This is a genomic window from Geomonas sp. Red276 (assembly GCF_054784495.1).
Genome location: NZ_BLXW01000018.1, coordinates 72,051 through 96,545, shown reverse-complemented (window position 1 = coordinate 96,545; position 24,495 = coordinate 72,051). Strand labels below are relative to the sequence as shown.

Here is a 24,495-nt window from a genome sequence, read left to right as displayed (position 1 = left end):
ATTAGCATGCGGCGTGCCGGAGTTGAGAGTGTAATGATTGCAGAAGCTTAGCTGCCTGTTGGCGGGGAGGGGAGGGTGGGCGGCGGCGATAGTGGTATCAAAAATGGATAGCTAAAATGGATAGGGGGGCGGGGGGCGGCTCCCCCCCTAGTCGTCGCTTCCGCCCAGTCCGTACTTCTCGAGCTTGCGGCGGAAGGTGTAGTAGTTCATCCCGAGCATGGCCGCGGTCTTCATCCGTTTACCGCCGCAGTGGCGGAGGGCCTGCTCAAGGAACCACCTCTCCACGGTTTCCATGCTGCAGGGAAACGGTGGGGGGAGGGGGGGCTCGCCGGCGGAAAGGGGAGGGGGGGGCGCCGGAGCCTCGCAGAGCGCCGCGACGTCGGCCGCCCGGATCACGCCGCCGTCGGTCTCCAGGGTGACCCGGCGGACCACGCTCTTCAGCTCCCTGATGTTCCCCGGCCAGGGGAGGGAGGCCAGCAAGGCCGCGGCCTCGTCGTCGACCAGCGGGACCGGGACCCCCAGTTCCTCGCAACTCTCCCTGAGGAAACGGAGCGCCAGCGGGAGGATCGCCTCCGGGGTGGAGCGCAGCGGCGGGAGCGCCAGCACGGTGTCGGCGAGCCGGAAATAGAGGTCCTCCCGGAACCTCCCCTCGGCCGCCTCCTTCTTCAGGTCGCGGTTGCTCGCGGCGATGACCCGGACGTCCGCCCGTTTCTCCTCGCTCCCTCCCACCGGGGTAAAGCGCTTCTCCTCGACGAAGCGGAGCAGCTTAGCCTGCAGCTCGGGAGGGGCGGACTCGATGTCGTCCAGGAACAGGGTCCCCCCGTCGGCGCGCTCGGCGAGGCCGGACCGGGTCCGGTCGGCGCCGGTGAAGGCTCCCTTGAGGTGGCCGAAGAGCTCGCTCTCCACCAGGGTGACCGGAAGGGCCCCCATCTGCACGGTGATGAGCGGCGCCGACCGGCGCGGGCTCAAGGCGTGGATGATCGAGGCGAGGCGGGACTTGCCGGAGCCGGTTTCTCCCTGGAGAAGGACGTTGTAGGAGCTGCGGGCCACCCGGGCGACCTGCTCGGCCAGCGGCCGTTGCAGGGGGGCCCCGCCGAGGCTCTCCCACAGGTTCGCGCTCAGCTCTTTGGAGAGCCCCTCGATCTGGCGGCGCTGGAGCACGGGGAGGGCCACCCGGGCGATGGTCGCCACCAGCTCGTCGCCGTCGGCCGGTTTCCGGACGAAGCCGCTCACCCCGAGCTCGATGGCCCGTATCAGGTAGCCGGTCTCGGTGAACGCGGTGCAAAGGACCACCGGGGTGGCCGGCGCGCTCTCCTTGAGCCTGGCCGCCAGCTCCAGGCCGTCCATGACCGGCATCCGGATGTCGCTTATCACCAGGTCGGGCTCATGGGCGGCGAAAAGGTCCAGGGCCTCGGCGCCGTTGGCGGCCTCCAGTACCCGGTGGCAGTACAGGGCGAGGAAGGCCCCGGTCTCCCTGCGGAGATCGTCTTCATCCTCCACCAGCAAGACGGTCAGTTTCTTCAAGTCGTTCATGATTCCTTTCCCGTGGGGAGCTCGATGCGGAAGGTGGCACCCTGCCCCCCCGGCACGAGGGCCAGGCTCCCCCCCATGCTCTCTTCGATGATCATCCTGGAGAGGTACAGGCCGATTCCCGTTCCTCCCCGTTCGCTCTTGGTGGTGAAGTGCGGGGTGAAGAGGCGGGCCTCGATCTCCTTGGCGATGCCGCAGCCGTTGTCGCTCACCTCGATGGCGATGCGGCCCGGCTGGGGGGCGGTCAGGCGGATGACGATCCTCCCCTCCTCGGCCCCCCCTCCCTTTTCCCGCCCCTCCAGGATGGCGTCGCGCGCGTTTCCCAGCAGGTTGAGGATGACCTGCCTGAACTCGCTGGCCACCCCCTTCAGCCGAAGCCCGGCGGTCTCCCCCTCTTCCAGTTGCACGGTGATGGCGTGGTGGTTGAGTTGGGCCTCGAGCAGTTGGAGCGCCTCTTTTATGCAGTCATCGGGGGAGAACTCCTGCCGCTCCTTGTCGGGGCTGTAGAAGTTGCGGAACTCCTCGATGGTGTCGGACATGTAGCGCACCTGGCGCATGGCGTTGGCCTTGAACTCGTCGAGATGGCCGGGGGGGAGTTCGCCCCGGCTCCCGAGCGCGTGGGTGCGCTGCACGATCATCCCCAGGGTGGCCAGCGGCTGGCGCCACTGGTGCGCGATGGCGCTAATCAGGTCGCGCATGGCGATCACCCGGGCCTGGTAGGCCTGCTTCCTCTCGGTGATGTCCCGGCAGATGCTCAGGATGACCGGGCGGTCGCCCCACTGGATGAGCCGGGCGCTCACCTCCACCGGGATGGGATCTCCCTCCTTGGGGCGGTGCAGGGTCTCGTAGGTCAGCGCGCTCTGCCGCCGGATGCTCTCCAGGCGCTCCTCCCGCTGCCGGAGCTCCCCGTCCCCCTCGATCTCGCAGGTGGTAAGGGTGGCGAGCTCCTCGCGGGGGTAACCGAGGCGCTCGACGGCCCGCGGGTTCGCCTGGAGGATGCGGCCGTCGATGTCCGAGATGAACATGGCGTCGTTGGCGCTGTCGAAGAGCAGGCGGTACTTCTCCTCGCTCTCCTTGAGCCGCGCCGTCTGCCGGGCCAGGGCCTCGTTGGCCGCCTGGATGTGGTAAAACTGGTCCTTGAGCGAATCGGCCATCTCCCGGAAGTTGGAGATCAGGTAGGCCCCTTCCGAGACGCTGGTCTCCGGCCACTGGACGGTGGCCCCCGAGGAAAGCCGCGCCGGAAGGGCGCGGGTGACCTGGAGAAACCTCTCCAGGCTGAGCATCATCCGGCGGCTCAGGAGCTCGGCCAGACCGAGGGAGGCGAGGAGGACCAGCAAAAGCAGGGTGAGCTTCTCCAGGTAGCTCGCGTAGAGCGCCTTCTGGAAGGGGGCCGCCGGCTGCTCGAGGGTCAGTTTCCACTCCCCCAGATCCCCCACCACGATTTGCGAGAGGTAGGAGGGGGCCGCCCCCGCCTGGCTGCCGGCTGCGGAAGCGAGCCTCGCCGGCAGGCTCCCCCGCCCCTCCGTCCCCTCCGGCCGCGAAGAACCGGTTCCCCCCCCGTCCACCGGCCGGTTGGTCATGATCACTTTTCCGTGCTTGTCGGAGAGCGTGTAAAGCTTCCCGGTGTGCTCGGTGAACTTGTCGAGGAGTATCCGCGTCTGCTGGAGCGAGATGACGCCGCAGAGGTACCCGGCGAACCTCCCCCGCCTGACCACCGGGGCGAGCATGGCGACCCGCGGACGGGGAGGGGTATCCCAGAGGAAGGAGACGTCGGAGAGCATGGGGGCCAGGGTCTGCCTTAGGCGGGGGACGTAGTGCCGGTCGGCCAGGTAGAGCCCCACATTGGCGGATCCACCCGGACCGGGGGGAGGGTAGAAGGCGACCACCTCCCCCGACCTGTCCATGAGGGCGATCTGCCTGAAGTCCAGTTCGGCGCGGGTGGCGAGGGCCAGGTAGGGGCGGATCTCTGCCGGAGAGGCCTTGGCGATGGTGTCGGCCAGGACGACGAGGTTCTGCTTGCGGCTGAGCGCCCAGCTCTCCATCAGCCGGTCGATGCGCTGGCTGTCCTGGTCAAGCGACGTCCTGATGGCGCGTTCGGTGTCCCGGAAGTCGGCCCTGCTGCTGAAGGCGAGGACCACGAGGCTCGGCAGGAGCACGAAGAACGAGAAGAGGTTGTGCATGATCTCCCGGTAGGAGAGGGTGATCCTCCGGGAGTAGACGGCGACGGCCATGTACAGCATACGGGCGATCAGGGCATTGGTGATGCCGTTCACCGTCAGCTTCGCCATGGTGATGGTGGTGCTCCCGTAGGGGAGCGCGAGCGCCAGGTGGTAGCAGAGATAGGTCGCCGGTATCCCGGCCAGGAGCCAGTAGCAGGTGTCGGCCACCACCATGGCCATGTTGCGGCGCAACACCAGGTACCCCACTGCGGCCACTTCCGCCGCCATGATGAGCGCGGGGTAGGGAGTCCCCTGGAAGAGCCAGGCGCTGGCGGCGATTAACGCCCCGGCGGCGATCCCCCGCCTGAGGCCGAAGAGCTGAAGCGCCAGCAGCGAGAAGATGGAGCCGAACAGGAAGTCGATGTCCAGGAAAAAGGTGAAGGGATACCGGTTGCCTGCCACCCCGGCGGCAACCACCCCAGCCAGCAGGAGGGGGCTGCGGTAGAAGGCGGGGCGGAGGTTTTGGTCTGCTGATCTGGTCATGGGGTGCCCAACGGCAGGGGTTCGAGAAAAAAATGACGCGCGCGGTCCTTCGCTGGGGTACATTGTTAAGGGATAGTCTACCGCATCTTCATGATAGTACAGGAGCGCCATGGCAAGGAACTACTTTCGACCGCTCGACTGGAGCCTGTGGCTGCCGGTCATGCTCATGCTGATCACCGCTTTGGGGGGCGGCGGCCGGGCCCTTGCGGCCGAGGTCGCGTTTCACGGCGGGGTCGGCGGGGGGCTTCAGTCGGTGACGGCCGGTGAGGACGACTCGCTTTTAGAGATCGGCCGGGCCCACGACCTGGGCTACAACGAGATCACCTCCGCCAATCCCGGGGTCGATCCCTTCGTGCCCGACCCGGGAACCAGCATCACCCTGCCGACCCGGTGGATCCTTCCCGAGACGCCGGTCGAGGAGGGGGTCGTGGTGAACATTGCGGACATGCGCCTGTACCTGTTCTCCGGCAAGCGGGGAAACAAGGTGACCACCTTCCCCATCGGAATCGGGGACGAGGGGTGGGATACCCCGCTCGGCACCTACCATGTCATCGAAAAGATCGTAAACCCGGCCTGGCACGTCCCCGCCTCGATCCGGGCCCAGAAGCCGGAGCTTCCGGCGGTGGTGCCGCCGGGGCCGGACAATCCGCTCGGAAGCCATGCCCTCCGCCTCTCCATCGGGACGGTGCTCATCCACGGCACCGACCGCCCCTACGGGATCGGGATGCGGGTGAGCCACGGCTGCATGCATCTTTATCCCGAGGACATCGCGGCGCTCTTTAAGCGGGTTCCCGTGGGGACGCGGGTCACCATCGTGGATCAGCCGGTCAAGGTGGCCTTCTCCGGAGGCCGCGTGCTGGTGGAGGTGCATGAGGATGTGCGCCAGGCGCCGGGGAGAGACCTCGAGCGGGAGGCGCGCTCGCTTTTGGAGAAAAAGGGGGTGGCCGCGCTGGTAAATGAAGCGAAATTGAAAGAGGCGTTGGCCGGGCGCTCGGGGGTGGTCACCGACGTTACCCGGTAAGGGGCCTCAGGGCCTGATCTCCACCGGCGTGCCGTCCGGGACCAGTTGCCAGATCTCGTCGATTTCGCGGTTGTTGACCGCGATGCACCCCTTGGTCCAGTTCTTTCGGTAGTGGATGTCCTCCAGGTCGTCGAAACCCCTGGGGAGGCCGTGGATGGCGATGTTCCCGCCGGGTGAGTGCCCCTCGCTGTGGGCGGTAGCGGCGTCGGCGCTGTTGGGATACGAGATGTGGAGAGACTTGTGGAAGGCGCTTTTGCCGTTGCGCCGGTCGATAAGATAGATCCCCTCCGGCGTGCGGCAGTCCCCCGCTTTCCGCTTCGGCCCGGCGGAGTTTCGCCCGAGGGCGACCCGGTAGGAGCGGACGACCTGGCCGTTTTTGAGCAGCTGCATGACCTTGGCGCCCTTGAGGACGACCACCCTGTCCACTGCCGGCGGAGGCGAAGCCGGTGAGGAAGCCGGTGGCGCCGGTGGGGAAGCCGCCTGCGATGGAGCCGCTGCCAGGACGGAGAGGAGCAGGATAAGAATGACGACGCGGGGGGACTTTATCATGCGCGCAAGTGTACCAGAATTCCCTGGGTGGCCGCCATCACTTCTCTCTGACCGTTTTCCGTTCTCCCGGAGTCACGGGGCCGGTATATCCGAGTTTTATGGCGGGGGAGCCGCCAGGTTTATTCCCTCGGGGGCGCCCACCGGATGGTGAAGGCGGGCTTCTCCTTTCCGGGAGCCCGCTTCGCACCGGAGTCCCCGGCCGGAAGCGGGGACACCCCTTGGGCGGGAGCCGGCTGCCTGTTTGGCGCGGCGGCAGGCGGGGACTCTCCCTGGTAAGCGATGCTGGTCACCTCCGCGCTGGAGTCATCCAGTACCACCTTTTGCACCTTCCCCGAACGGTAGGTGATGACCATGGTGTCGGCCGCCACCGGCGCCGCCGCCAGCCAGCACCCCAGTACGAGAAAAACGATTCCCTTCGCCTGCCTCATGAGTTCCCCTTTCACGCTTCCCCCCTTCCTTCCGCCACGTATTTATCCCGTACCCTCAGGGGCGCGCCAGCAGACGGCGATGCAGCGGGTCGTCGAGGGCGCGGTAGTCGAGTTTCTTCCGGTAGACCGGGTCGGTCGCCTTGTCGTGGCAGATGAGGCAGCTGTTGACCGCCAGGGCCCGCCGCACCTCGGCCGTGCCGAGGGGACGGGAATGTTCGCGGGTGATTGCCGAGTAGGCCCGGACCTTGCCGTCACGCATGGTGAGAAAGCCGTCCAAGGGCTTCTCGTCCGAGCGCTCGCAGATCAGGGTCGAGTCGATGTTGCGCCCCGAGATCACGTGTTGCCCGAACCCCAGAAAGGCGGGGTTGCCGTGGCACTCGGGGCAACCGATCGCCCGTTTGCCGGTGTTGTGCGAATAGAAGGGGGCGAAGCGGAGCTGGTGCTTTCCCTTGAAACGCGCCACGTACTCGCTCTTGGAAAGCGAACCGTCGGGATCGACCACCGTTACGAAGGTCTGGCAGCCCGGGGTGACCGGGGAGATTTTGCCGCGCTGGTTCAAGGCCAGGGGGAACGGGTAGAGCATCCGGTAGTCCTCGGTCTCGCTGAAGCTCCCCGGGGTCCGCCTCCCCTTGATGAAGTCCATGCCGTACTCGCTTTGGTCGTACTTCGTGTGGCAGCCGTAGCACTGGACCGCCGTGCGGGAGTGGCAGGCGTAGCACTCCATCCTGGCGTGGCCGGCGACGGTGTGCTCGGCGGTGCCGGTGATCACCTTGCTCCGGAACAGTTTGCCGCTGCGCTTGCCGAGCACGTAGACCGTGCCGTCCTGGTAGAAGGCGTTCGAGTAGCTCCTCCCCTTGGCGGTCAGCATCATCTTCATCCCCTGCCGCATCGGGATCCGGTATCCCTTGGACTCGCGCAGGGACTCCTCGTTCTCGCGCAGGATCTCGCGGTAACGGGGAGGGCGGGCACCGCCGTGGCAGTCCTCGCAGGCGATCTCGGTCTGGAGGTTCATGTTGCGGTAGGCGTAGCCGTCCCCCATTACGTCGCGGGAGGTGTGGCAGTCGATGCACTCCATGCCGGCGGCGGCGTGAACGTCGGGGGCGATATGCACCGCGTTGCGGACGCCGCTCATCGTTACCGGACCGGGGTCGCCGTGGCTGGTGGGAACGAGCGAGTTGTTGCCGTCGTAGAGTCCCTGGAAGGAGAGGGCGATTCGGCCGCTGCGGTTGTGGCAGCGGGTGCAGACCTCGGTCCCGGGAAGCCGTTCCATGGCGTGGCTAGCGGAGTGGGGTTTTCCCCGCAGGGACGGATCGCTCCCCAGGTAGGTCCCCTCGTCGTTGTAGGGAAAATGGCAGGCTGCGCACCCGGAGGCGTGGCTCGCGGCGTAGACGCCGGAGGCGGGGTAGGCTACGTGGCACCGGGAGCAGAACTTCCGGTAGAGGTCGCCCGAGATGTGGTCGAGCTCCGCCACCGGTTTGAGGTCGAGGGGGCGCCCCTGCGCATCGAAGAGCTTCGCCCGGCGGCTGCCGTACGGCGAGGAATCGGGCCCCTCCCAGGTGAGCGCGATGTTTCGGATCATCCCGCTCGCCGTGTACATGAGGTTGGAGGATACCCGCCCCACCTGGTATTTATGGCAGGAACCGCAGCTTTTTTCCCAATGTTCCGGGGCGGAGGGGTTGCCGGGGCCGAACATGGTGCGGTGGGCGGCCTCCTTGGTGGACGCCGTGGGATCCCCGCCGTGGCAGGAGACGCAGCCGGAGTGGCTCGCCGATACCTTTTCGAGCCCGCCGTGGCACGACTCGCAGCCGGAAGCCCCGCCGGAAGCGGCGCACCCCGCGAGCGCGAGGGTAGCCGCGAAGATCAGGCAGAGCAGAGCCGTGAGGAGCGGGTCGAGGGGGAGCGGGAGGCGAATCCTTGTCATGCGGTCACTATTCATCGGATGCCGGGGTTGGTACGGGAACGTTAGCAGCGAGAGCGGCGCCCTTTCACCAGGGAACCGATCCCCGGCGGTTACCGGGGGGCATCGCCGTTTGCGCCACTATAGTGAAACTCGTGTCATTAACCAAGACTTTATTGCGTTTTTTGAATATCCCCCGGCGGGGAAGCGGCGCCCGCCGGACTGCACGCATAGATATCCCGGCGGGGAAGCGGCGCCCGCCGGACTGCACGCGCAAAAATGGCCGACGGCGGTTGCCGTCGGCCATGTCGAGCGATGGTGCCGATATCTTTTAGAAAACCAGCTGCAGCTGGGTCACGAAGGTGTTGAAGTCCTTGCTGCGCAGATTGCCTCCCTGCAGACCGGTGAAGGTCCCTTCCTGGTCGAAGTCGGTGTGGCTGTACTCGAAGGTGACCTTGAGGTTCTGGCCGCGGATGTAGTAGTTGGCCCCGAGGCCAAACCAGTCGATCTTCTGGTTGAAGACGTTGTTGAGCTCGGCGAAACGCCAATTCTCGTAGCGGCCGAAGAACTGCAGCGGCAGGGAGGGAAGCATGTAGCCCCCCTTCACGTACCAGCCGTTTTTCTGGCCGTTGAGGCCGAGCGCGCCCAGGTCGGGGCTCGCCCCCAGCTGGGGATCGTCCAGGTCGACCCGCTCGTAGGCGGCGGATGCGGTAACGGTGCCGACCCCTTCGAAGGGATACTCGAAGTAGCCGTCGAAGGTCCAGGCCTGGTAGTCCTTCTTGTCGGCGCGGTTGACGGTGTCGCCGTAGGCCACGTCCGGTTCGAACTGGTAGGCGCCGCCGACGGTCAGCACTTTCTTCTGGCCGAGGTAGGTCCCCTTGTAGCCGTAGGTGTTCTCGGGATCGAGGAAGGTGAGGTGCCCGCGGAAGGAGTAGCGGAAGTTGGAGCTCGGAGCGGTGTCGCCGGAGACCGCCTTGCGCCCTTCCATGACGTCGGCCCGGTACTGGAAGACGTCGTTGAAGAGGTTGCCCCAGACCGCCACCCCCATGTCGCGGGTGGTGACGAAGGAGGGGCGGATGAAGAGCGAGCGGTCCAGGGTGAGCGGCATCTCGCACGCCTCCAGGTTCTCGCGGGAGAGGTTGTACTTGAACTTGCCGGCGTAGATCTTGAAGCTGTCGTAGAGGTCGAAGCGCATCACCGCGTCCAGCATCTGGAACTGGGTTCCCTGGTTCTGGCTCGCCACGTCGATGGGGGTGACGTTCTGGTCCTCGGTGTACTCGGTCTGGACGTAGAGGCCGAAGTGGTCGCCCCAGCTCCCCATCAGGGCGAGCCGGTTGCGGCGGAAGTTGAAGTTGGTGGTGGTGTCGTCGTTGTTGTCCCCCGATCCGGTGTCACGCACCGTCATCTGGAACTGCCCCTTGTAATCGAGCTGCAGCGAGCCCTTGTCGTCGGGACCGAAGGTCATCTGGGGGCCGGCGAAGGCCGTGCCGGCCAGCATGAGGAAACCTATGGTCAACCCTGCAACCCCTGCCGATTTAGTTGACATGATCATAGTTTGGAACTCCTTGTCGTAGAGGAAATCGATTGGTCACTGGCGCCAGGATAACTGGCGCCATCAGCACCCTCCGGCGCTCCCTGAGCCGGAGCCGCTGCTGGTGCCGGTGCTGGTGCTGGTGCCTGAGGTAGCCCCGGTGGCGACGTACTGGGAGTCCTGAAGAAGGATCTGATCGGCACGCGGATCGGTGACGGCGGAGAAGAGGGCATGGGAAACCGGGTCGAGCGCCATGGCCGCCGGGGTGATGGTCCCGGTGGTGCGCAGGGCGGTGGTGCCCGGAGTGACCGCGTCCACCCGCCAGATGCTCCCGGTGGGGAGGTTGTTGGCGGGGGTGGTGCTGTTGTAGACGTAGGCCGACCACTGGTTCCAGGAGCCGTCGTAGAGCCGGACCGGCCAGGCGGTCACGCCGTCCATGACGAAGAAGAGCACGGAGGCGCGCATCCCCGAGGCGCAGTAGACGATGTTCATGGGACGGGCGGCGGTGATCCCTTTGGCCTCCAGGCGGGTCACCAGGTCGGCGGAGGCGGGGAACATGCGGGTCTTGGTGGTGACCCCGCCGGGGTAGTCGGCGTAACGGCTGTAGTCGTCGACGATGGCGTTGGCGACGTTGGCGGCGATGGTGCCGCCGCGCGCATCGATGATGGCGAGGTCGCCGGCGGCCACGGTCCCCTTGTTGAGGTCGTCCACGGCCTTGATCATGTCGCCGATGGCGAGCCGCAAGGAGGCCTTGAGGCCGGTGTTGCGCACGCTGTAGGTGGAAGGGGCGACCGTGGTGGCGTCGGTCGCGAGGGTAAGGCCGCCGTCCTCCCAGGCGTTGTCGCCGCCGTTTAACACCTTCAGGCGCTCCTTCGGGAAGCCCCAGTAGCGGAAGGTGAAGTAGGCGCGGGTCATGTTGAGGAAGTTACCCCCCTTGCTGACCGAGAAGACGATGGTGGTGCGGCTGTCGATCCCCGAGCGCTGGATGATGTTGTCCATGGTGCTGCCGTCGGGAACCTGGGTGGAGATGGGGGCAACCCCCTCCAGCCGGGTCTGGGTCAGGTCCACGTTGTTGGTGGAGTCGAGCAGCAGGGAGCCGGGAATGTGGGCGGTGGCATAGGCTGCCGGGGTGGTGACTTCAAGCACCACCACCTTGTCGAGCGTGTTCGGGTCCTGGCTGTTGACCAGTCCCTGGGAAGCCCACTGCTGAAGGGTGGACGCCTCGACGAGGGCGTTGGCCGTCTGCGCGGTGGCCGATACCGGCCGGCTGGGTGCGTCGTACCCTTTGGTTCCGCATCCCGCGCTGACCACGAACAGGATTGCAACCGTCGCGAGCAGGCCGGCCAGCGCCAATCTGCCCTTGAGAATCAGTTTCTCTGACATAAACCCTCCTTTGGTTAAATAACGTTAATCGTCGATTGAATTACCTCTACCTCGTATCTAGCTAAGCCACCTCCCTCTGAGAAAGGCGCCCCGTTCCACTGTGTAGACATGGTAAGCACCGGCTCATTATCATTCCTTTGTCAGTCCAAATTATTATTGCAATCTTACAAAAAAATTGTCATAAGCATGAATGAATTATTCTCATGTAATACATGCGTCTTCCGCATCACCGTTTTGGAGTACACCCCCTATGGATCTCACCCTCCTCAAGACCTTCGTGAAGGTCGTCTCGCTGGGGAGTATCACCAAGGCTGCCGCGGCCCTCTTCGTGACCCAGTCGGCGGTCTCCCGGCGCATCAAGCAGCTCGAGGACGGTGTCGGCACTCCGCTGCTCGACCGTAACGGACCCACCCTGGTCCCTACCGACGCCGGGCTCCTGCTGCTCGACAAGGGGCGCAAGATCCTCGACCTGGAGCAGGAGTTCCTCCTGGGGCTCGGCGCCCCCGCGGCCCGGCGGGCCATCTCTTTCTGCTCGACCCCATCGCTCGGAGTGGACCGGCTCGCCAGGGTGCTGGAGTCCTTCATCTCGGACCACGCCGCCACCGTCGATCTCCACTGTGTCTTCGCCATGCCGGAGGAGGCCCTGGCCGGCATCGACAGCGAGCGGTTCGACCTGGCCCTCATCGAGCACTGCGACGAGGTGGAGTTCAGCAACCGGCTCATCTGGCCGCTCCCCCACGACGAGGTGTTGTTCGTCAGCGCTCCCTCTCTCGAGATCCCCGCCGGGGAAAACACCCTCGACATGCTGCTCGGCCGGCGCCTGTTTCTGAAGACGGAACAGGGGTGTGCGAAGCGGTTCATCGACAAGAACCTCACCGCGCTCAACCGCAGCTGCCGCGATTTTTCCAGCGTGGTCTATTTCGACGACCTCTCCTTCATCCGCCGGGAGGTGCTGGCGGGGAAGGGGGTGACCTTCGCTTCGTCGGCGCTCTTCGCCTCCGAGCTGGAGGCCGGCATGCTGCGGGCCCACCGGGTGCGGGGCTTCGACCATGTCCGGCCACGCACGCTGATCCTCGGGCGCCGCAGGTTCTCCGCGATCCACAACACCTTCCTCGATTACCTCTTCGAAGAGTTCGGCGTTTCGAGTCCCCACGACCTTTTGGAGGGGCTGCCGGAACGGCAGAGGATGGCTGCGAATGGGGACGGGCCCCGCTAGAGGGACTCCCTCCCGGCCTCCGGCCCCCCTTGCGTGAATGGGCGAGAGTATAAATAGGGAGGCCTTGGCCTCCGAAGGGGTGAAGGGGTGAAGGGGTGAAGCCTTGAAGGCCGGGATGTTTTCCGGATGGTTTTGTTTGGAGCGGGGGGTGATCGACGAGGGGAACTGCGGTATCAGTGATAATCGTAGGTTGGCAGGGGTATTCCTCTGTTTGACAAATGGAGATCGCTGGGATAGATTCGCCCGATCAGGTGGCAATGTCGTCGGGCGAAGGCGGGAACATGGCGGTCAAAGACCAGAACTCACTGCGGAAACTGCTGCAAACCTGCTCCGATCTCGAGGCGCTGGCCGGGGAGCTCTACCGCACCCTGGCCAAGGTACACAAGGATGACGACGCGGCCCATGCCCTGTGGCTGAAGACCGCGCGCGAGGAGGATAACCACCAGTTGCAGTTCGATCTCTGCCTCAGGCTCGCCTCCAACATGGTACACGGCTCCTCGGTCAGCCAGGAGAAGGCCGACCGCGCGGTGGCGCTCTTCAAGGAGTCCATCGTCAACCTGAGAAATTCTCCTCCCTCGGTTCCCGCCGCCCTGAAGTTCGCCATCCGGATGGAGACCGCCATGCTGGAATTCCACACGGCCCAGGCGCTCGATTTCACGAGCGACCAGTTCCTGAACATGTTCAAGGCGATGATGAACGACGACCGGGAGCACATCAAGTCGCTGCAGGACTTTCTCCAGCGCTACGAAAGCAGGTAACCCCGCTTATACCTTCACGGACGACTTACCTTTACCTTCAGGGGACTGGCCGCCAAAAGTAGCCTGTCCCCTTTTTCACGCAGAAGAATCACCCTCGCCCCTCCCCCTCGTCTGGGGGATGGGGAATACCGGATCACGCTATGGAATCTCGCCTTTCTCCCGCCCTTTCCGGGGCGCTTTCGATGGCCGCCTGTGCCTTTTTGTGGAGCCTCGCCGGCCTATTCATCAAGGTACTCGACTGGAACCCGTTTCTTATCGCCGGCCTGAGGAGCCTGATCGCCTTTTTCACCATCTGGGCCTGCATCGGCTCGCTGCGCATCCGCTGGTCGGGGCCGCTTCTGGCGGCCGCCCTCGCCAATGCGGTCACCATGCTCCTCTTCGTGGCCGCCAACAAGACGACCACCGCCGCCAACGCCATTCTCCTGCAGTACCTCGCCCCGGTCTTCACCGCCCTCTTCGGGGTCACCGTCCTCAAGGAGCGGCTGCATCGGGAACAGGTGCTGGCGCTGTTTTTCACCATCGTCGGCATGGTGGTCCTCTTCCTCGATCGCCTCTCCCCGGGGCAGCTTCTGGGGAACCTGCTGGCGCTCACCTCCGCCTTCACCTTCTCGCTCATGTTCGTCTTCACCCGGATGCAGAAGGAGGCCGACCCGCTGCAATCCTTCCTCGTTTCCCATGCGGTGGCCGCCGTGATCGCCCTGAGCATTGCGCTCTTCTTTCCCCTGCCGGCCTTCACTCCCCGGGCCATCGGGAGCATTCTCGTGCTGGGGGTGGTGCAGATCGGTTTCGCCTCGCTCTTTTTCTCCTACGGCATCAGGCGGGTATCCGCAGTGACCGCCAACCTGCTCGCCCTCATCGAGCCGGTATTCAACCCGGTCTGGGTCTTCCTCGTCCTGGGCGAGGCGCCGACCGTCAACACCATGATGGGGGGGGCGCTCATCGTCGGCTCGGTGGTCATGGCCACCATGATCGGCGCCCACCGGGCCGCGCGCTACGCCGGCACCTGAAGCTTCCGTCCGGTAGACGCTAGCGGCGGCTACCCCTCTTCCCGGTGACGACCGCGGCGAGTCCGACGACGCCGCAAAGCGCCATGGTCGCGGTCATCGGGATCGCCGTGCCGTTACTGAAGAGGCCGACCAGCGCGCCGCCGGAGGCCCCGAGGGTGTACTGGATGGTCCCCAAAAGCGCCGAGGCGCTTCCTGCCGCGCGGTCGAAGGGGGCCATGGCCAAGGCGGTGATGTTGGGGTAGAGAAGCCCGGTCGTGCAGAGGCTCACGAAGATGAGCACCGCCTGGAGCGGGAACCCGCCGATCCCGGTGAGAACGGCGGCGGTGAGGAGAACTCCCGCGGTCGCGTTGACGGCAAAGGCCACTGCGGCGATCTTCTGAGGGGAATGGTGGCGCAGCAGCTTGCGGTTGGCCTGGGAGCCCCCGATCAGCCCGAAGGCGTTGACCGCGAAGAAGAGCCCGAACTGCTGCGGGGAAATGCCGTGCAACTCGATGAACAGCAGCGGTGCTCCCGAGATGTAGGCGAAGTTGCATCCGGCCACGCACCCCAGGGCGATGGCGTAGCGGAGATACTGGCTGTTTTTGAGGAGGTGTCCGTAAACTTTCGCCATCTCCGCCAGGGTCCGGCTCTGCCGGCGCTCCCGCGGGAGCGACTCGGGGAGCCCCACCGCCGCCGCCAAAAGCGAGGCGATCCCGAAGAGCGACAGGAACCCGAAGATCCCCCTCCATCCGGTGACCAGCAGGATCTGCCCTCCTCCCAGCGGCGCGAGGATGGGAGCGACCCCCATGATCAGCATGAGCAGCGAGAACATCCTGGCCGCTTCCGTGGTGTCGTAGAGATCGCGCACCACCGCCCGCGAGATGACCATCCCCGCCCCTCCTCCCACCGCCATCGCCACCCTCCAGAAAAGAAGGCCGGACCCGGTCTGCACCATGGCGCAGCCGATGGTGGAGATCACGTAGAGGGCGAGCCCCGCGAGGAGCGGGCCGCGCCGGCCGTAGCGGTCGGCGAGCGGGCCGTAGAAGAGCTGGCCGAAGGCCGAGCCGTAGAGAAAGGCGGAGACCGAGAGCTGCACCGTGGCGAGCGGCACGTTGAGATCGCGGGCCATTTCCGGGAAGGCGGGGAGGTACATGTCGATGGACATGGCGCTGAAGGCGGTCAGGGCCCCGAGGATCAGCACGAAGAAGGTCAGCTGCGCTCTGCTCATTTCAGCGGGCAGTACCGCTGTTTCCGTTTTAATCACGTCGAATTCTCCAAAACAAGTTGCCGTCTACAACCATCTGGCTGAAACTTTACCCCATCCTCACCCCCACCTTTCCCTTGAAGGGGAGGGGGGGCGGTGCCGGCGGAAGATTGGCTGATCAGGAAAAAGAGGGGGGAATCACTTCAAAAGGTTCGCGTAGGCGCGGCGCAGGACGTCGCGGCAGAGCTCGAGCTCCTCTTCGGAGATCCCCTGCTGGGCCTCCTCCACGATCCCCTTCGCCAGCGCCGTGGCCTGATCCATGAGATCCTTGCCCGCGTCGGTGAGGTACAAAAGACGCTCCCTCGCGTCGCCGGGGCTGGGAAGCCGCACGATCAGCCCGCGCTCTTCGAGACCGGCCGCGAGGCGCGCCATGGTGGTCTTGTCCTTGGCGGTCTTCTCGGCCAGCGCCCCCTGCGGCAGCCCGTTGGAATCCCAAAGCTGCCCCAAAAGGAGGTACTGTTCCGGGGTGATCGGCAGCTGGTGCCTGACGAGTTCGCAGTTGAGACGCCTCACTACGGCGCGGGAAAACCGGGATGCGAGGTGCCCGAGGGAGGTGTGCAGGTGGTATCTGTGGTCGGCAGTTTTCATGTAGTTGCTATATACAACTAAATTGCTCCCGCTGTCAACCGGGAAGAGTTTTTCCGCGGCGCCCGCTCCCGGCCTCGCCCGGGCGGCGTTGACAATGCTGGGGGCGGTGTTAGATTGAACCAATGGGGTCTTGTAACTAGTTTTCCCATGGTGCCGGACGCTATTACTGCGATAGCGTCTCACCCCGATACTACTGACCGCCTTGAAACTGCTTCTTCGCAGCATTTGTTTTCCCTCCATCCTCCTTTTGACAGACCTCTTCGAATCACCACCGACAACGTATCGTTGTTTTCGCTACCGGAGTCATTCTCCCGGTTGCCCTGCTGCGTCTTGTGACTGCGGCAAGGCCTCTGGGGGAATCGATATGCCGATCGAGCGGCAAGAAGGGAGGTGGGAATCCTCGTTTGCGCGTCGACGGGTGCTGGGGTCCAAGGCGCGCTGGTCAACCGCCCGTAAGGGGCGGCAGCACCCAGCGGAGACGGTGACTGCGGATAGGAGGCAAGCCATGTGTACGAAGAGGCTCGTGGTAACAGTGGTGTCGGCTTTTCTTTCCCTGGTGATCTTTTCGCCTGCGGCCGTGTACGCCAAGGATAAGGATTTTGACGGCCCGCCGTCGCATCACGACTGCCGCCGCCCGGCTGAGAACTGGAGCCAGATCCTTCCCGGCAGCGAGAGGTTCGTGGTTGTCCTGAACGGCGCCGGTGTCCTCGACAAGGAAACCGGCCTCGTGTGGCAGCGGTCCCCGGATGCCCCGACCTGGGACTGGAACGGGGCGCGGGCCCAGTGCGCCTCGATCGAGATCGGAGGCCGGCTGGGGTGGCACCTGCCGACGGTGGAGCAACTCACCAGCCTGATCGACCGCACCAGCACCAACGGAAGGATGGTGCCGGAGGACAACCCGTTCGGACTGGTCAGGGTCCGCCATCCTTACTGGACGGCATCTCCCTATCCGGGAGCGCCCGGTTATTCCATGAGGGTTGATTTTGCCGACGGCACGACCTTGGGGGCGGCGGTAACCGAACTGTTCCATGTCTGGTGCGTAAGAGGCGGACAGGCGGCCAACGAAGAGCCGTGAGGCTCGCCCGGTGAAAGGGGAAATTTGTAGCCCGTGGGGACGTTGGTTCAGGGACCGCGTCCCCACGTTTTTTGCCCGGCCCACTCTCAGATACCAAGCCGCGACTGGGTAACATGTGCCCATAATAGGCTAATAAAATAATTAACACTGTCATATTTCAGGTTCGGCTTACATTGCCATTCGACTTGCAAGTATCCTGACTGGTGTTAAGCTTGGAAAAAGGATGCAGTGTGGCTTAAGATGAATTAATAAAGCCTGTGTATTATTCCTGTATCGAATGTTCTGCGACACGCGGCACTCCGGAGTAGCAAAGCCGGCCTCATGGATGAGGGGAGGAGGTGCCGACACCATGGATACGGGGTTCGCAGCAAGATTCTTCACCGCCTTTTGCCTTTTCACCGCTCTCCTCGCGGTCTTTCCCGGCAGCAGCTGTCTTGCCGGCGAGCGGCGCGGCACCGTCACCTTCGCCATCGACATTAACGCTCCCCGCGAGATCCACACCGTCAAACTCTGGTTCCCCTATCCCACCACCGACCTCGAGCAGAAGATAGAAAACCTCAAATTCAACGGCAACTACACCCGGTTCAACCTGTCGCGGGAGCCGGAGAGCGGCTCGCTCTATCTCTACACAGAGTGGACCGGGCCCCTGAAAAAGCGCGACCTCACGGTCAGCTTCCATGCCGTTGCCAGTGAACGGAGGGTGGCCAACCTCAAGGAGTCCGGCACCGGCTTCCCCAACGAGGTGAAAAAGTACCTCAGTGCCGAATTCTTCGTCCCTTCCGACGACCCGAAGATCAAGTCGCTGGCCCGCCAGATCGTGGCCGGCAAGAGGGGACTCCTCGAGAAGGCGCGGGCCGTCTACGACTGGACGGTGGATAACACCACCCGGGACCCGAACGTGCCGGGGTGCGGTCTGGGCAATGTCGAGGCGACCATCGCCTCGCGCTCCGGCAAGTGCGCCGATATCAGCTCGGTATTCGTCGCCCTGGCGCGTGCGGCCGGCATCCCCGCCCGGGAGATCTTCGGCCTCAGGCTGGGGACCCCGGGGCAGACCGACCTCACGGACGGCCATCACTGCTGGGCGGAATTCTATCTTCCCGGTTCCGGGTGGGTTCCCGTCGATCCGGCCGACGTGGTGAAGATCCGGCTGCAACGCCAGCTCTCCCCGGCGGGACTTCGGTACTACCGCGACTACTACTTCGGAGGGGTGGACCAGTACCGGGTCACGCTGCACAAGGGGGGGCGCGGGATCAACTTTTCCGAAGGGAACGCCCAGAAGGTCAACTACTTCATGTATCCCTACGCGGAGGTGGACGGCAAGGCCCTCGACTACTGCAGACCCCGGACCTTCCACTTCACCGTTTCCTTCCGCGAGGATTGATCGCCACCACGGTGCCGGCCGGTTAACAGCGCGCCCGGAGAAAGGGGGGCGCGTGAAGGGGGATCGATGCGCGCAGGGATCGCGCTGAAAATAAACCTCATCGTCCTCGCGGTGGTCTTTTCGCTGGGCACCATCCTGGCCGGCTATTTCCTTCAGGAGCAGTACACCTCGCTCCAGGTGGAGCTCAGGCGCCGCATCGAGCTCTTCGGGGGGTACCTCGCCAAGACCCTGGAAGGGCATCCCGACCGCGGGGACCAGGGGGGGATCGATCAACACCTGAGGGCCGCGGCGCTGGACCCGGAAATCTGCTACATCATGGTCAAGTCCAACGAGGGAGAGATCCGGGCCGCCCGCTGGGTGAACAGCACCGCGCACAACATCTTCGAGGTAGATTTCCCCCTTCACACCGGCGCCCGCTCTTCTACCGGCCCCGCCTTCGGAGAGGTGGACGGCGATTCCGGCCTCAAGGTCAACGGGTGGCTCACCATCGGGGTCGACGCCTCCCACGTCAATACCGCCATCCAGAGGCTCTTCTGGCGCACCGGCATCGCCGTCAGCGCGGCGGCGCTGGTGGCCATGGTCATCGGCTTCTTTTACGTCCACTTCTTCCTCCGCACCTCGATCACCCCCCTTCTGTACGGGATCCGCGAAATCGGGGAGGGGAGCCTCACCTACCGCTTCAGCGGCGACCGCAAGGACGAGCTCGGGGAGATCGGCCGGGCCTTCAACGAGATGTCCGAGCGGTTGCGGCGGACCCTTTTCACCAAGGAGCAGCTGGAGGCCACCGTCGCCGAGCGGACCGCCGCCCTCGAGACCGCGCTCGCCGAGCAGGTGCGGAGCAAGGACGAGGTGGTGGCGAAGGAATGCCGCATCAAGCTCCTGCTCGATTCCACCGCCGAGGCGATCTACGGCCTGGACCAGGACGGCAATTGCATCTTCTGCAATGCCGCCTGCGTGGCCATGCTGGGTTATAAAAGCGAGCAGCAGCTGCTCGGCCAAAACATGCACAACCTGCTGCATCACACCAAGCCCGACGGCACCCCCTACGAGATGGAGCGCTGCGGGATCTTCGACGCCTTCCGGAAGGGTGAACGCTATCACTGCGACCGCGAGTACTTCTGGAGGGTCGACGGTACGCCGATTCCCGCCGAGTACTGGGCGTACCCGGTCAGGGAGGGGGAGCGGATCACCGGGGCGGTGGTCACCTTCCTCGACATCTCGGAAAGGATCCGCCTGACCGAGCAACTGGTCCAGGCGCAGAAGCTGGAGTCGATCGGCCGGCTGACCGGCGGGGTGGCCCACGACTTCAACAACCTGCTGACGCCGATCATGGGGTATTCCGAGCTCCTGAAGAGGGACCTGGCCGGTAACGACCAGGCCGTCAACATGTTGACCAACGTCCTGAAGGCTGCCGGCAAGGCCCGGGAGCTCGTGCAACAGCTGTTGAGCTTCAGCCGCAAGCAGGTGCTGGAGATGAAGGTCATCGACCTGGGCGAGGTGATCGGCGGGCTCAAGGGGATCCTGCGCCATACCATCCGCGAGAGCGTCTATCTTCGTTTCAACCTGGCCGGTGAGCGTTACGGTGTGCGGGCGGACCGCAACCAGGTCGAGCAGGTCATCATGAACCTCGCGGTCAACGCCCAGGACGCCATCGCCGACCACGGGACGATCATCATCGAGACCGGTCCGGTTTTCCTGGACAACGAGTACGCCGGCCTGCATTCCGAGGTGGTCCCCGGCCGCTACCTCATGGTGGCGGTCAGCGATGACGGCTGCGGGATGGACCACGAGACCCGCCAGCGCATCTTCGAGCCGTTCTTCACCACCAAGGGGGTAGGGAAGGGGACCGGGCTCGGGCTCGCCACCGTGTACGGCATCGTGCGGCAGCATGGCGGCAACATCTGGGTCTACAGCGAGCCCGGGAAGGGAACCACCTTCAAGTGCTATTTCCCCATCGTCGACGCGGAGCCGGTTGCCGAGGAAGCGGCGGCCGAAGCGGAGGTATCCTTAAGCGGCGAGCGGCGGACCATCCTCCTCGTGGAGGACGAAGAGATGGTGAGGACCATGGTGCAGGAGTTCCTGGCCGGGCAGGGGTTCCAGGTGCTGGCGGCGGGCACGGCAAAAGAGGCGCTGCAGATGAGCAAGGGATGTCCCCTTGACCTGCTGATCACCGACGTGGTGATGCCGGATCTGAACGGGCCCGAGTTGTACACGCGGCTTTTGGAGGGGCATGCGGGACTCAAGGCCCTGTACATGTCCGGCTATACCCAAAACGCCATCGTCCACCAGGGGGTGCTGGTGGAGGGGATCCACTACATCCAGAAACCGTTCGACGCAGCCTCCTTCACGAGGAAGGTCCAGAGCGTGCTCCAGTCGTAGGGGCGGGAAGCGGCCACTTCCTACCATGGTCATCCCCGCCAACGAGAGCGCCTTTTTCGAGGCGTTCGCCAGGTTCCCTTCCCGCCTCGCCCCCGTTCCCCGATGGCTGGGGCGCAATTGCCGTGCTCCTTCATGTTTTTCCTCCTTTTGCCGATAAGGTTGGGACCTCCCCGGGAGTGCGGGTTTCTCGGGGATCACACTCATCCGGTGGGGGAACCATGATTGCCGCGAACATGAATCTGGGACAGAAACTCAAGTTAACCTTTGCAACCGCCTTGGTGATGCTGCTGCTGGTCGGCGCGACCAGCTACTGGGCGGTCCATTCGCTCTCCGACGCCACTTCGCAGACCCTGGGGCTGGAGGCCAAGATCGCTCAGAACGCCGAGCGTCTGCGTGCCGACGTCCTCGGTCTGCGCCGTTTCGAAAAAGACTCCTTCATCAACATCGCCGCCAAGGCCAAGGTGAACGAATACCGCGGGAAGTGGCGCGAGCAGCTGGAGCACGCCCAGTCGAGGATCGCGGACCTCGAAAGGATCGTGCAGACCCCTCAGGACAGGGAAGTGGTCCGGACCATGAAAACCACCCTTGCCGTCTACGTGTCCGGCTTCGGCAAGGTGTCCGACCAGATCGACCTCGACAGGATCGTCACCACCCAGCAGGCCAATACGGCCATCGACGAGTACAAAGACGATATCCACAAGCTGGAGAACGTCGCCAAGGATTTCGCCACCGACGGCGCTAAGCGGATGAGCAGCGAGGAGCAGTCCCTGAGGGGGGCCGCTTTCCGCTCCACGGTCGAAATGCTCTCGTTCATGCTGGCCGCCATGATCGTCTACCTGGTGGCCTTTTTCATGCTGAAGCGGAGCATCGCCGGCCCCATCTCCGACCTCTGCCGGGCCGTGGAGAACGTCGCCGCCGGGAGCCACCAGATCTCCACCGGCTCCCAGGAGCTGAGCCAGGGGGCGACCGAACAGGCCGCCGCCGCGGAAGAGGCTTCCGCCGCCATGGAGGAGATGAGCTCGACTATCCGCCAGAATGCCGATAACGCCTGCCAGACCGAAAAGATCGCCATCCTCAGTTCGGAAAATGCCAAGTCGGGAGGGGTGGCGGTGGCCAACACGGTGCAGGCGATGCGCGAGATCTCGGACAAGATATCCATCGTCGAGGAGATCGCCCGGCAGACCAACCTGCTCGCTTTGAACGCGGCGATCGAGGCGGCCAGGGCCGGGGAGCACGGCAAGGGATTCGCGGTGGTCGCCTCCGAGGTGAGAAAGCTCGCGGAAAGGAGCCAGAAGGCGGCCTCGGAGATCGGGAAGCTCTCCAAGGACAGCGTCGCCATCGCGGAAGAGGCGGGAAGCATGTTGACCGTTCTCGTTCCCGACATCCAGCGGACCGCGCAACTGGTGCAGGAGATCAGCGCGGCCTGCCGGGAGCAGGATCAGGGGGCCGAACAGATCAACGCCGCCATCTTGCAGCTCGAGCAGGTGATCCAGCAGAATGCCTCGGCTTCCGAGGAGATGGCCTCCACCTCGGAGGAGTTGGCCTCCCAGGCGGAGCAGTTGAGGGATGTGGTGGCCTTCTTCGGCGAGACGAGGACTTCCTACGCGCCTCGGCCGATGAGGATGCCGGAGTCGCGGACGAAAAGGCCGGGAAGAACGGAGAATGGCTACTCCCGGCTCACCCGAAGTGGCGCCCCCAACCGTGGGATGGCCCCCGGGGGGACGGCCGGGGTCGACTTCAGGCTGGACGACGACGTCGACCAGCAGTACGAGCGGATGTAAGGAAAGAGGTCCTGAACGACAAAGGCCCTTGCCCCGGAAGGGGGTAAGGGCCTTTTTTTTATTCATTGACGTGACCTTGCCGAAGGGCCTTTTACTAACCCCTCTCCCCTGAAGGGGCGAGGGGTTATGGATTGGCTGCCCCTCTCCCGGAGGGGGAGGGGATATGGACGGAAGGTGTCTACACCCGGAAGCGCTGGACGATCTCCTGGAGTTCGTTGGAAAGATTGGAGAGGCCGGCGGAGGAGTGGGACATCTCCTCGGCCCCTTCGGCGCTGCTCCTCACGATGTTGGAGATGTCATGGATGTTCTGGGTTATCTCTCGGGTGGTCGCGGTCTGTTCCTCGGCGGCGGTGGCGATCTGGTTGATCTGGGCGGTCACGTCGTAGATCTGCTGCAGGATCATCTCCAGGGCTTCACCGGACTTGGCGGCGCCCACGGAACCCTTCTCGACCTCCTCGACCCCTTCTTCCATCGCCCGCACCGCGAGCTTGGTCTCGCTCTGGATCGCCTTGATCATCTGGTCGATCTCGCGGGTCGCCTTGGTGGTCCGCTCGGCCAGGGCGCGCACCTCGTCGGCGACCACCGCGAAGCCTCGCCCCTGTTCGCCGGCGCGGGCCGCCTCGATGGCGGCATTGAGGGCCAAGAGGTTGGTCTGGTCGGCTATGTCCTCGATGGTGCAGATGATGTCCCCGATCTGCTGGGAACGGCTTCCCAACTGCTCGACCGCCCCGGCGGAGTGGCGCACCTTTTCCGCGATGCGCCCCATCCCCTCCACCGTCTCCCGGACGATCCCGGCGCCGTCCCGGGCCACGGAGGAGGCGCGGTTGGAGCTCTCCGCCGCCTGGTGGCAGTTGAGGGCGATGTCGGAGCTGGTGGCCGACATCTCCTCGCTGGCGGTCGCCACGGTGGCGGCCCGGCTGACCACGTCGTTGGCCCCGTCGGTCATCTCGCGCGAGGTGTTGTTGAGTTTGGACGCCGACCGGGAGACCTCCCGGCTGCTCTGGTTGACCTTCTCCATGACCTGCCGCAGGCTTCCCACCATCTGCCGCATCGCCTCGTAGATGCCGGAGCGCCCCGCCTCGATCGATACGGTCAGGTCGCCTTGGGCCACGGTCTGGGCGATGGACTCCATCTCGGTCGGTTCGGCGCCGACGCTCTTGAGGAGCCACCGGGTCACCACGTGGGTCAATAAGCTCACGAAGATGAGAACGACGAGGGTGACGCCGAGGATCAGGTAGATCCCGTTCTTGATCCGGTTGCTGCTGACGCTGGCCGCGGCGTTCACCACCTGGTCGATGTCGTCGATGTAGTTGCCGGTACCGATGATCCAGTCGAAAGGCTCGAAGTACACGGAATAACTCCGCTTAGGGAGCGGCTTGCTCTCTCCCGGCTTCGGGAACCAGTAGTCGGTGTATCCCCCTCCCGGCTGCTTGCCCGCCTTGATGATCTCCCGCATCATGTACTTGCCGTTGACGTCCTGCTGGTCCCAGCGGCTCTTCCCCTCGATGTCGGCCCTTCCCATCATGGCGACGTTCACCCCTTGCGAGGTGTCGGCCCACACGTAGCTCCCCTTGCCGTAACGCATGTTGCGGATGATGTCGGCACCCAAGGCCTTGGCCTGGTCCAGCGTCATTTCTCCGTTTTTGTGCCGATCGTAGATCCTTTGCAGCGTGCTGACGGCGAGCTCGACCTCGCTCTTGGCCCGCAGGTCGAAGCTTTCGTGCAGCGACTTCTTGTAGGTCTCGACGAAGGCGGAATGGCTGGTGATGAACTCGCGAAGAGCGATGAATCCGGTGGGGGCTCCCAGCACGAAGCAACTGGAGAGTACCAGCAGCACCAATTTGGATCTGAAGCTGAGCGTTTTGAGTGACATCTTCATGGCGGTCTCCACCTTCACTTTGTTCGTTGTTGCTGCATTCTCACACCCTCCGGCAGGTACTGGACCTGGCGCGACGGGTTCACGAGGGGGTAAGCGGGCTACTCACCTCTTATTTATCGGCAAATAGTGCCGTTGCTTTACTATGAG

At 64.5% G+C, this 24,495-nt stretch carries 18 protein-coding genes; 8 read left to right on the top strand and 10 right to left on the bottom strand.

Annotation, left to right across the window (positions count from 1 at the left end):
* Nucleotides 1-147: 147 nt before the first annotated feature.
* Together ACYVL5_RS13865 and ACYVL5_RS13860 are read right to left on the bottom strand one after the other, a co-directional pair.
* The gene (locus tag ACYVL5_RS13865) at nt 148-1,533 is read right to left on the bottom strand and encodes a sigma-54-dependent transcriptional regulator (RefSeq protein ID WP_460596172.1); all 1,386 of its coding nucleotides are present in this window, start codon (nt 1,531-1,533) and stop codon (nt 148-150) included.
* Nucleotides 1,530-4,232, bottom strand: coding sequence for a PAS domain S-box protein (locus ACYVL5_RS13860; RefSeq protein ID WP_460596171.1), 2,703 nt, complete (start codon nt 4,230-4,232; stop codon nt 1,530-1,532). The genes ACYVL5_RS13865 and ACYVL5_RS13860 overlap by 4 nt, the downstream gene beginning before the upstream one ends.
* Before the next feature lie 109 nt (nt 4,233-4,341).
* Here ACYVL5_RS13860 and ACYVL5_RS13855 point away from each other — a divergent pair, with 109 nt between their 5' ends.
* Nucleotides 4,342-5,253: a L,D-transpeptidase family protein gene (locus tag ACYVL5_RS13855; protein ID WP_460596170.1), complete on the top strand. Its 912-nt coding sequence runs from the start codon at nt 4,342-4,344 to the stop codon at nt 5,251-5,253.
* Nucleotides 5,254-5,259: 6 nt separating this feature from the next.
* Here ACYVL5_RS13855 and ACYVL5_RS13850 read toward each other — a convergent pair whose 3' ends face one another.
* The 5 genes from ACYVL5_RS13850 to extH form a co-directional block, all read right to left on the bottom strand.
* Nucleotides 5,260-5,670 carry a L,D-transpeptidase family protein gene (locus ACYVL5_RS13850; protein ID WP_460596169.1) on the bottom strand — a complete coding sequence of 137 codons (411 nt, stop codon included), beginning with the start codon at nt 5,668-5,670 and terminating at the stop codon, nt 5,260-5,262.
* Nucleotides 5,671-5,921: 251 nt separating this feature from the next.
* Nucleotides 5,922-6,245: a hypothetical protein gene (locus ACYVL5_RS13845; RefSeq protein ID WP_460596168.1), complete on the bottom strand. Its 324-nt coding sequence runs from the start codon at nt 6,243-6,245 to the stop codon at nt 5,922-5,924.
* 40 nt (nt 6,246-6,285) lie between these two features.
* Nucleotides 6,286-8,151 (bottom strand): selenite/tellurite reduction operon c-type cytochrome ExtM, encoded by a 1,866-nt coding sequence (extM, locus tag ACYVL5_RS13840; protein ID WP_460596167.1) that lies wholly within the window; start codon nt 8,149-8,151, stop codon nt 6,286-6,288.
* 307 nt (nt 8,152-8,458) lie between these two features.
* Nucleotides 8,459-9,679, bottom strand: a complete 1,221-nt coding sequence (gene extI / locus ACYVL5_RS13835) for a selenite/tellurite reduction operon porin ExtI (protein WP_460596166.1) — start codon at nt 9,677-9,679, stop codon at nt 8,459-8,461.
* Between the two features lie 63 nt (nt 9,680-9,742).
* On the bottom strand, nt 9,743-11,041 hold the full coding sequence (gene extH, locus ACYVL5_RS13830) for a selenite/tellurite reduction operon rhodanese-like protein ExtH (protein ID WP_460596165.1): 1,299 nt from the start codon (nt 11,039-11,041) through the stop codon (nt 9,743-9,745).
* A 250-nt stretch (nt 11,042-11,291) separates the two neighbouring features.
* Between extH and ACYVL5_RS13825 the strand changes: the two genes are divergently transcribed.
* The 3 genes from ACYVL5_RS13825 to ACYVL5_RS13815 all read left to right on the top strand — a co-directional run bounded on the left by ACYVL5_RS13825 (nt 11,292) and on the right by ACYVL5_RS13815 (nt 14,022).
* Nucleotides 11,292-12,257 carry a multiheme cytochrome-associated LysR family transcriptional regulator gene (locus tag ACYVL5_RS13825; RefSeq protein ID WP_460596164.1) on the top strand — a complete coding sequence of 322 codons (966 nt, stop codon included), beginning with the start codon at nt 11,292-11,294 and terminating at the stop codon, nt 12,255-12,257.
* Between the two features lie 281 nt (nt 12,258-12,538).
* Entirely contained in the window at nt 12,539-13,015 is a 477-nt protein-coding gene (locus ACYVL5_RS13820; protein WP_460596163.1) for a hypothetical protein, read from the top strand.
* A gap of 140 nt (nt 13,016-13,155) precedes the next feature.
* Nucleotides 13,156-14,022 carry a DMT family transporter gene (locus ACYVL5_RS13815; protein ID WP_460596162.1) on the top strand — a complete coding sequence of 289 codons (867 nt, stop codon included), beginning with the start codon at nt 13,156-13,158 and terminating at the stop codon, nt 14,020-14,022.
* Between the two features lie 19 nt (nt 14,023-14,041).
* Here ACYVL5_RS13815 and ACYVL5_RS13810 read toward each other — a convergent pair whose 3' ends face one another.
* Together ACYVL5_RS13810 and ACYVL5_RS13805 are read right to left on the bottom strand one after the other, a co-directional pair.
* Nucleotides 14,042-15,265, bottom strand: coding sequence for a multidrug effflux MFS transporter (locus ACYVL5_RS13810; protein WP_460596161.1), 1,224 nt, complete (start codon nt 15,263-15,265; stop codon nt 14,042-14,044).
* Nucleotides 15,266-15,403: 138 nt separating this feature from the next.
* Nucleotides 15,404-15,976 carry a MarR family winged helix-turn-helix transcriptional regulator gene (locus tag ACYVL5_RS13805; protein WP_460596160.1) on the bottom strand — a complete coding sequence of 191 codons (573 nt, stop codon included), beginning with the start codon at nt 15,974-15,976 and terminating at the stop codon, nt 15,404-15,406.
* A 382-nt stretch (nt 15,977-16,358) separates the two neighbouring features.
* Between ACYVL5_RS13805 and ACYVL5_RS13800 the strand changes: the two genes are divergently transcribed.
* From ACYVL5_RS13800 to ACYVL5_RS13785, 4 genes are all read left to right on the top strand, one after another.
* Nucleotides 16,359-16,928, top strand: a complete 570-nt coding sequence (locus ACYVL5_RS13800) for an Lcl C-terminal domain-containing protein (protein ID WP_460596159.1) — start codon at nt 16,359-16,361, stop codon at nt 16,926-16,928.
* Nucleotides 16,929-17,277: 349 nt separating this feature from the next.
* On the top strand, nt 17,278-18,309 hold the full coding sequence (locus ACYVL5_RS13795; RefSeq protein ID WP_460596158.1) for a transglutaminase-like domain-containing protein: 1,032 nt from the start codon (nt 17,278-17,280) through the stop codon (nt 18,307-18,309).
* 66 nt (nt 18,310-18,375) lie between these two features.
* Nucleotides 18,376-20,688, top strand: coding sequence for a hybrid sensor histidine kinase/response regulator (locus ACYVL5_RS13790; protein ID WP_460596157.1), 2,313 nt, complete (start codon nt 18,376-18,378; stop codon nt 20,686-20,688).
* 218 nt (nt 20,689-20,906) lie between these two features.
* The gene (locus tag ACYVL5_RS13785) at nt 20,907-22,469 is read left to right on the top strand and encodes a HAMP domain-containing methyl-accepting chemotaxis protein (RefSeq protein WP_460596156.1); all 1,563 of its coding nucleotides are present in this window, start codon (nt 20,907-20,909) and stop codon (nt 22,467-22,469) included.
* Between the two features lie 178 nt (nt 22,470-22,647).
* On the opposite strand, the gene ACYVL5_RS13780 is transcribed toward ACYVL5_RS13785, so the two are convergent.
* Nucleotides 22,648-24,348: a methyl-accepting chemotaxis protein gene (locus tag ACYVL5_RS13780; RefSeq protein ID WP_460596155.1), complete on the bottom strand. Its 1,701-nt coding sequence runs from the start codon at nt 24,346-24,348 to the stop codon at nt 22,648-22,650.
* Between the last annotated feature and the right edge of the window lie 147 nt (nt 24,349-24,495).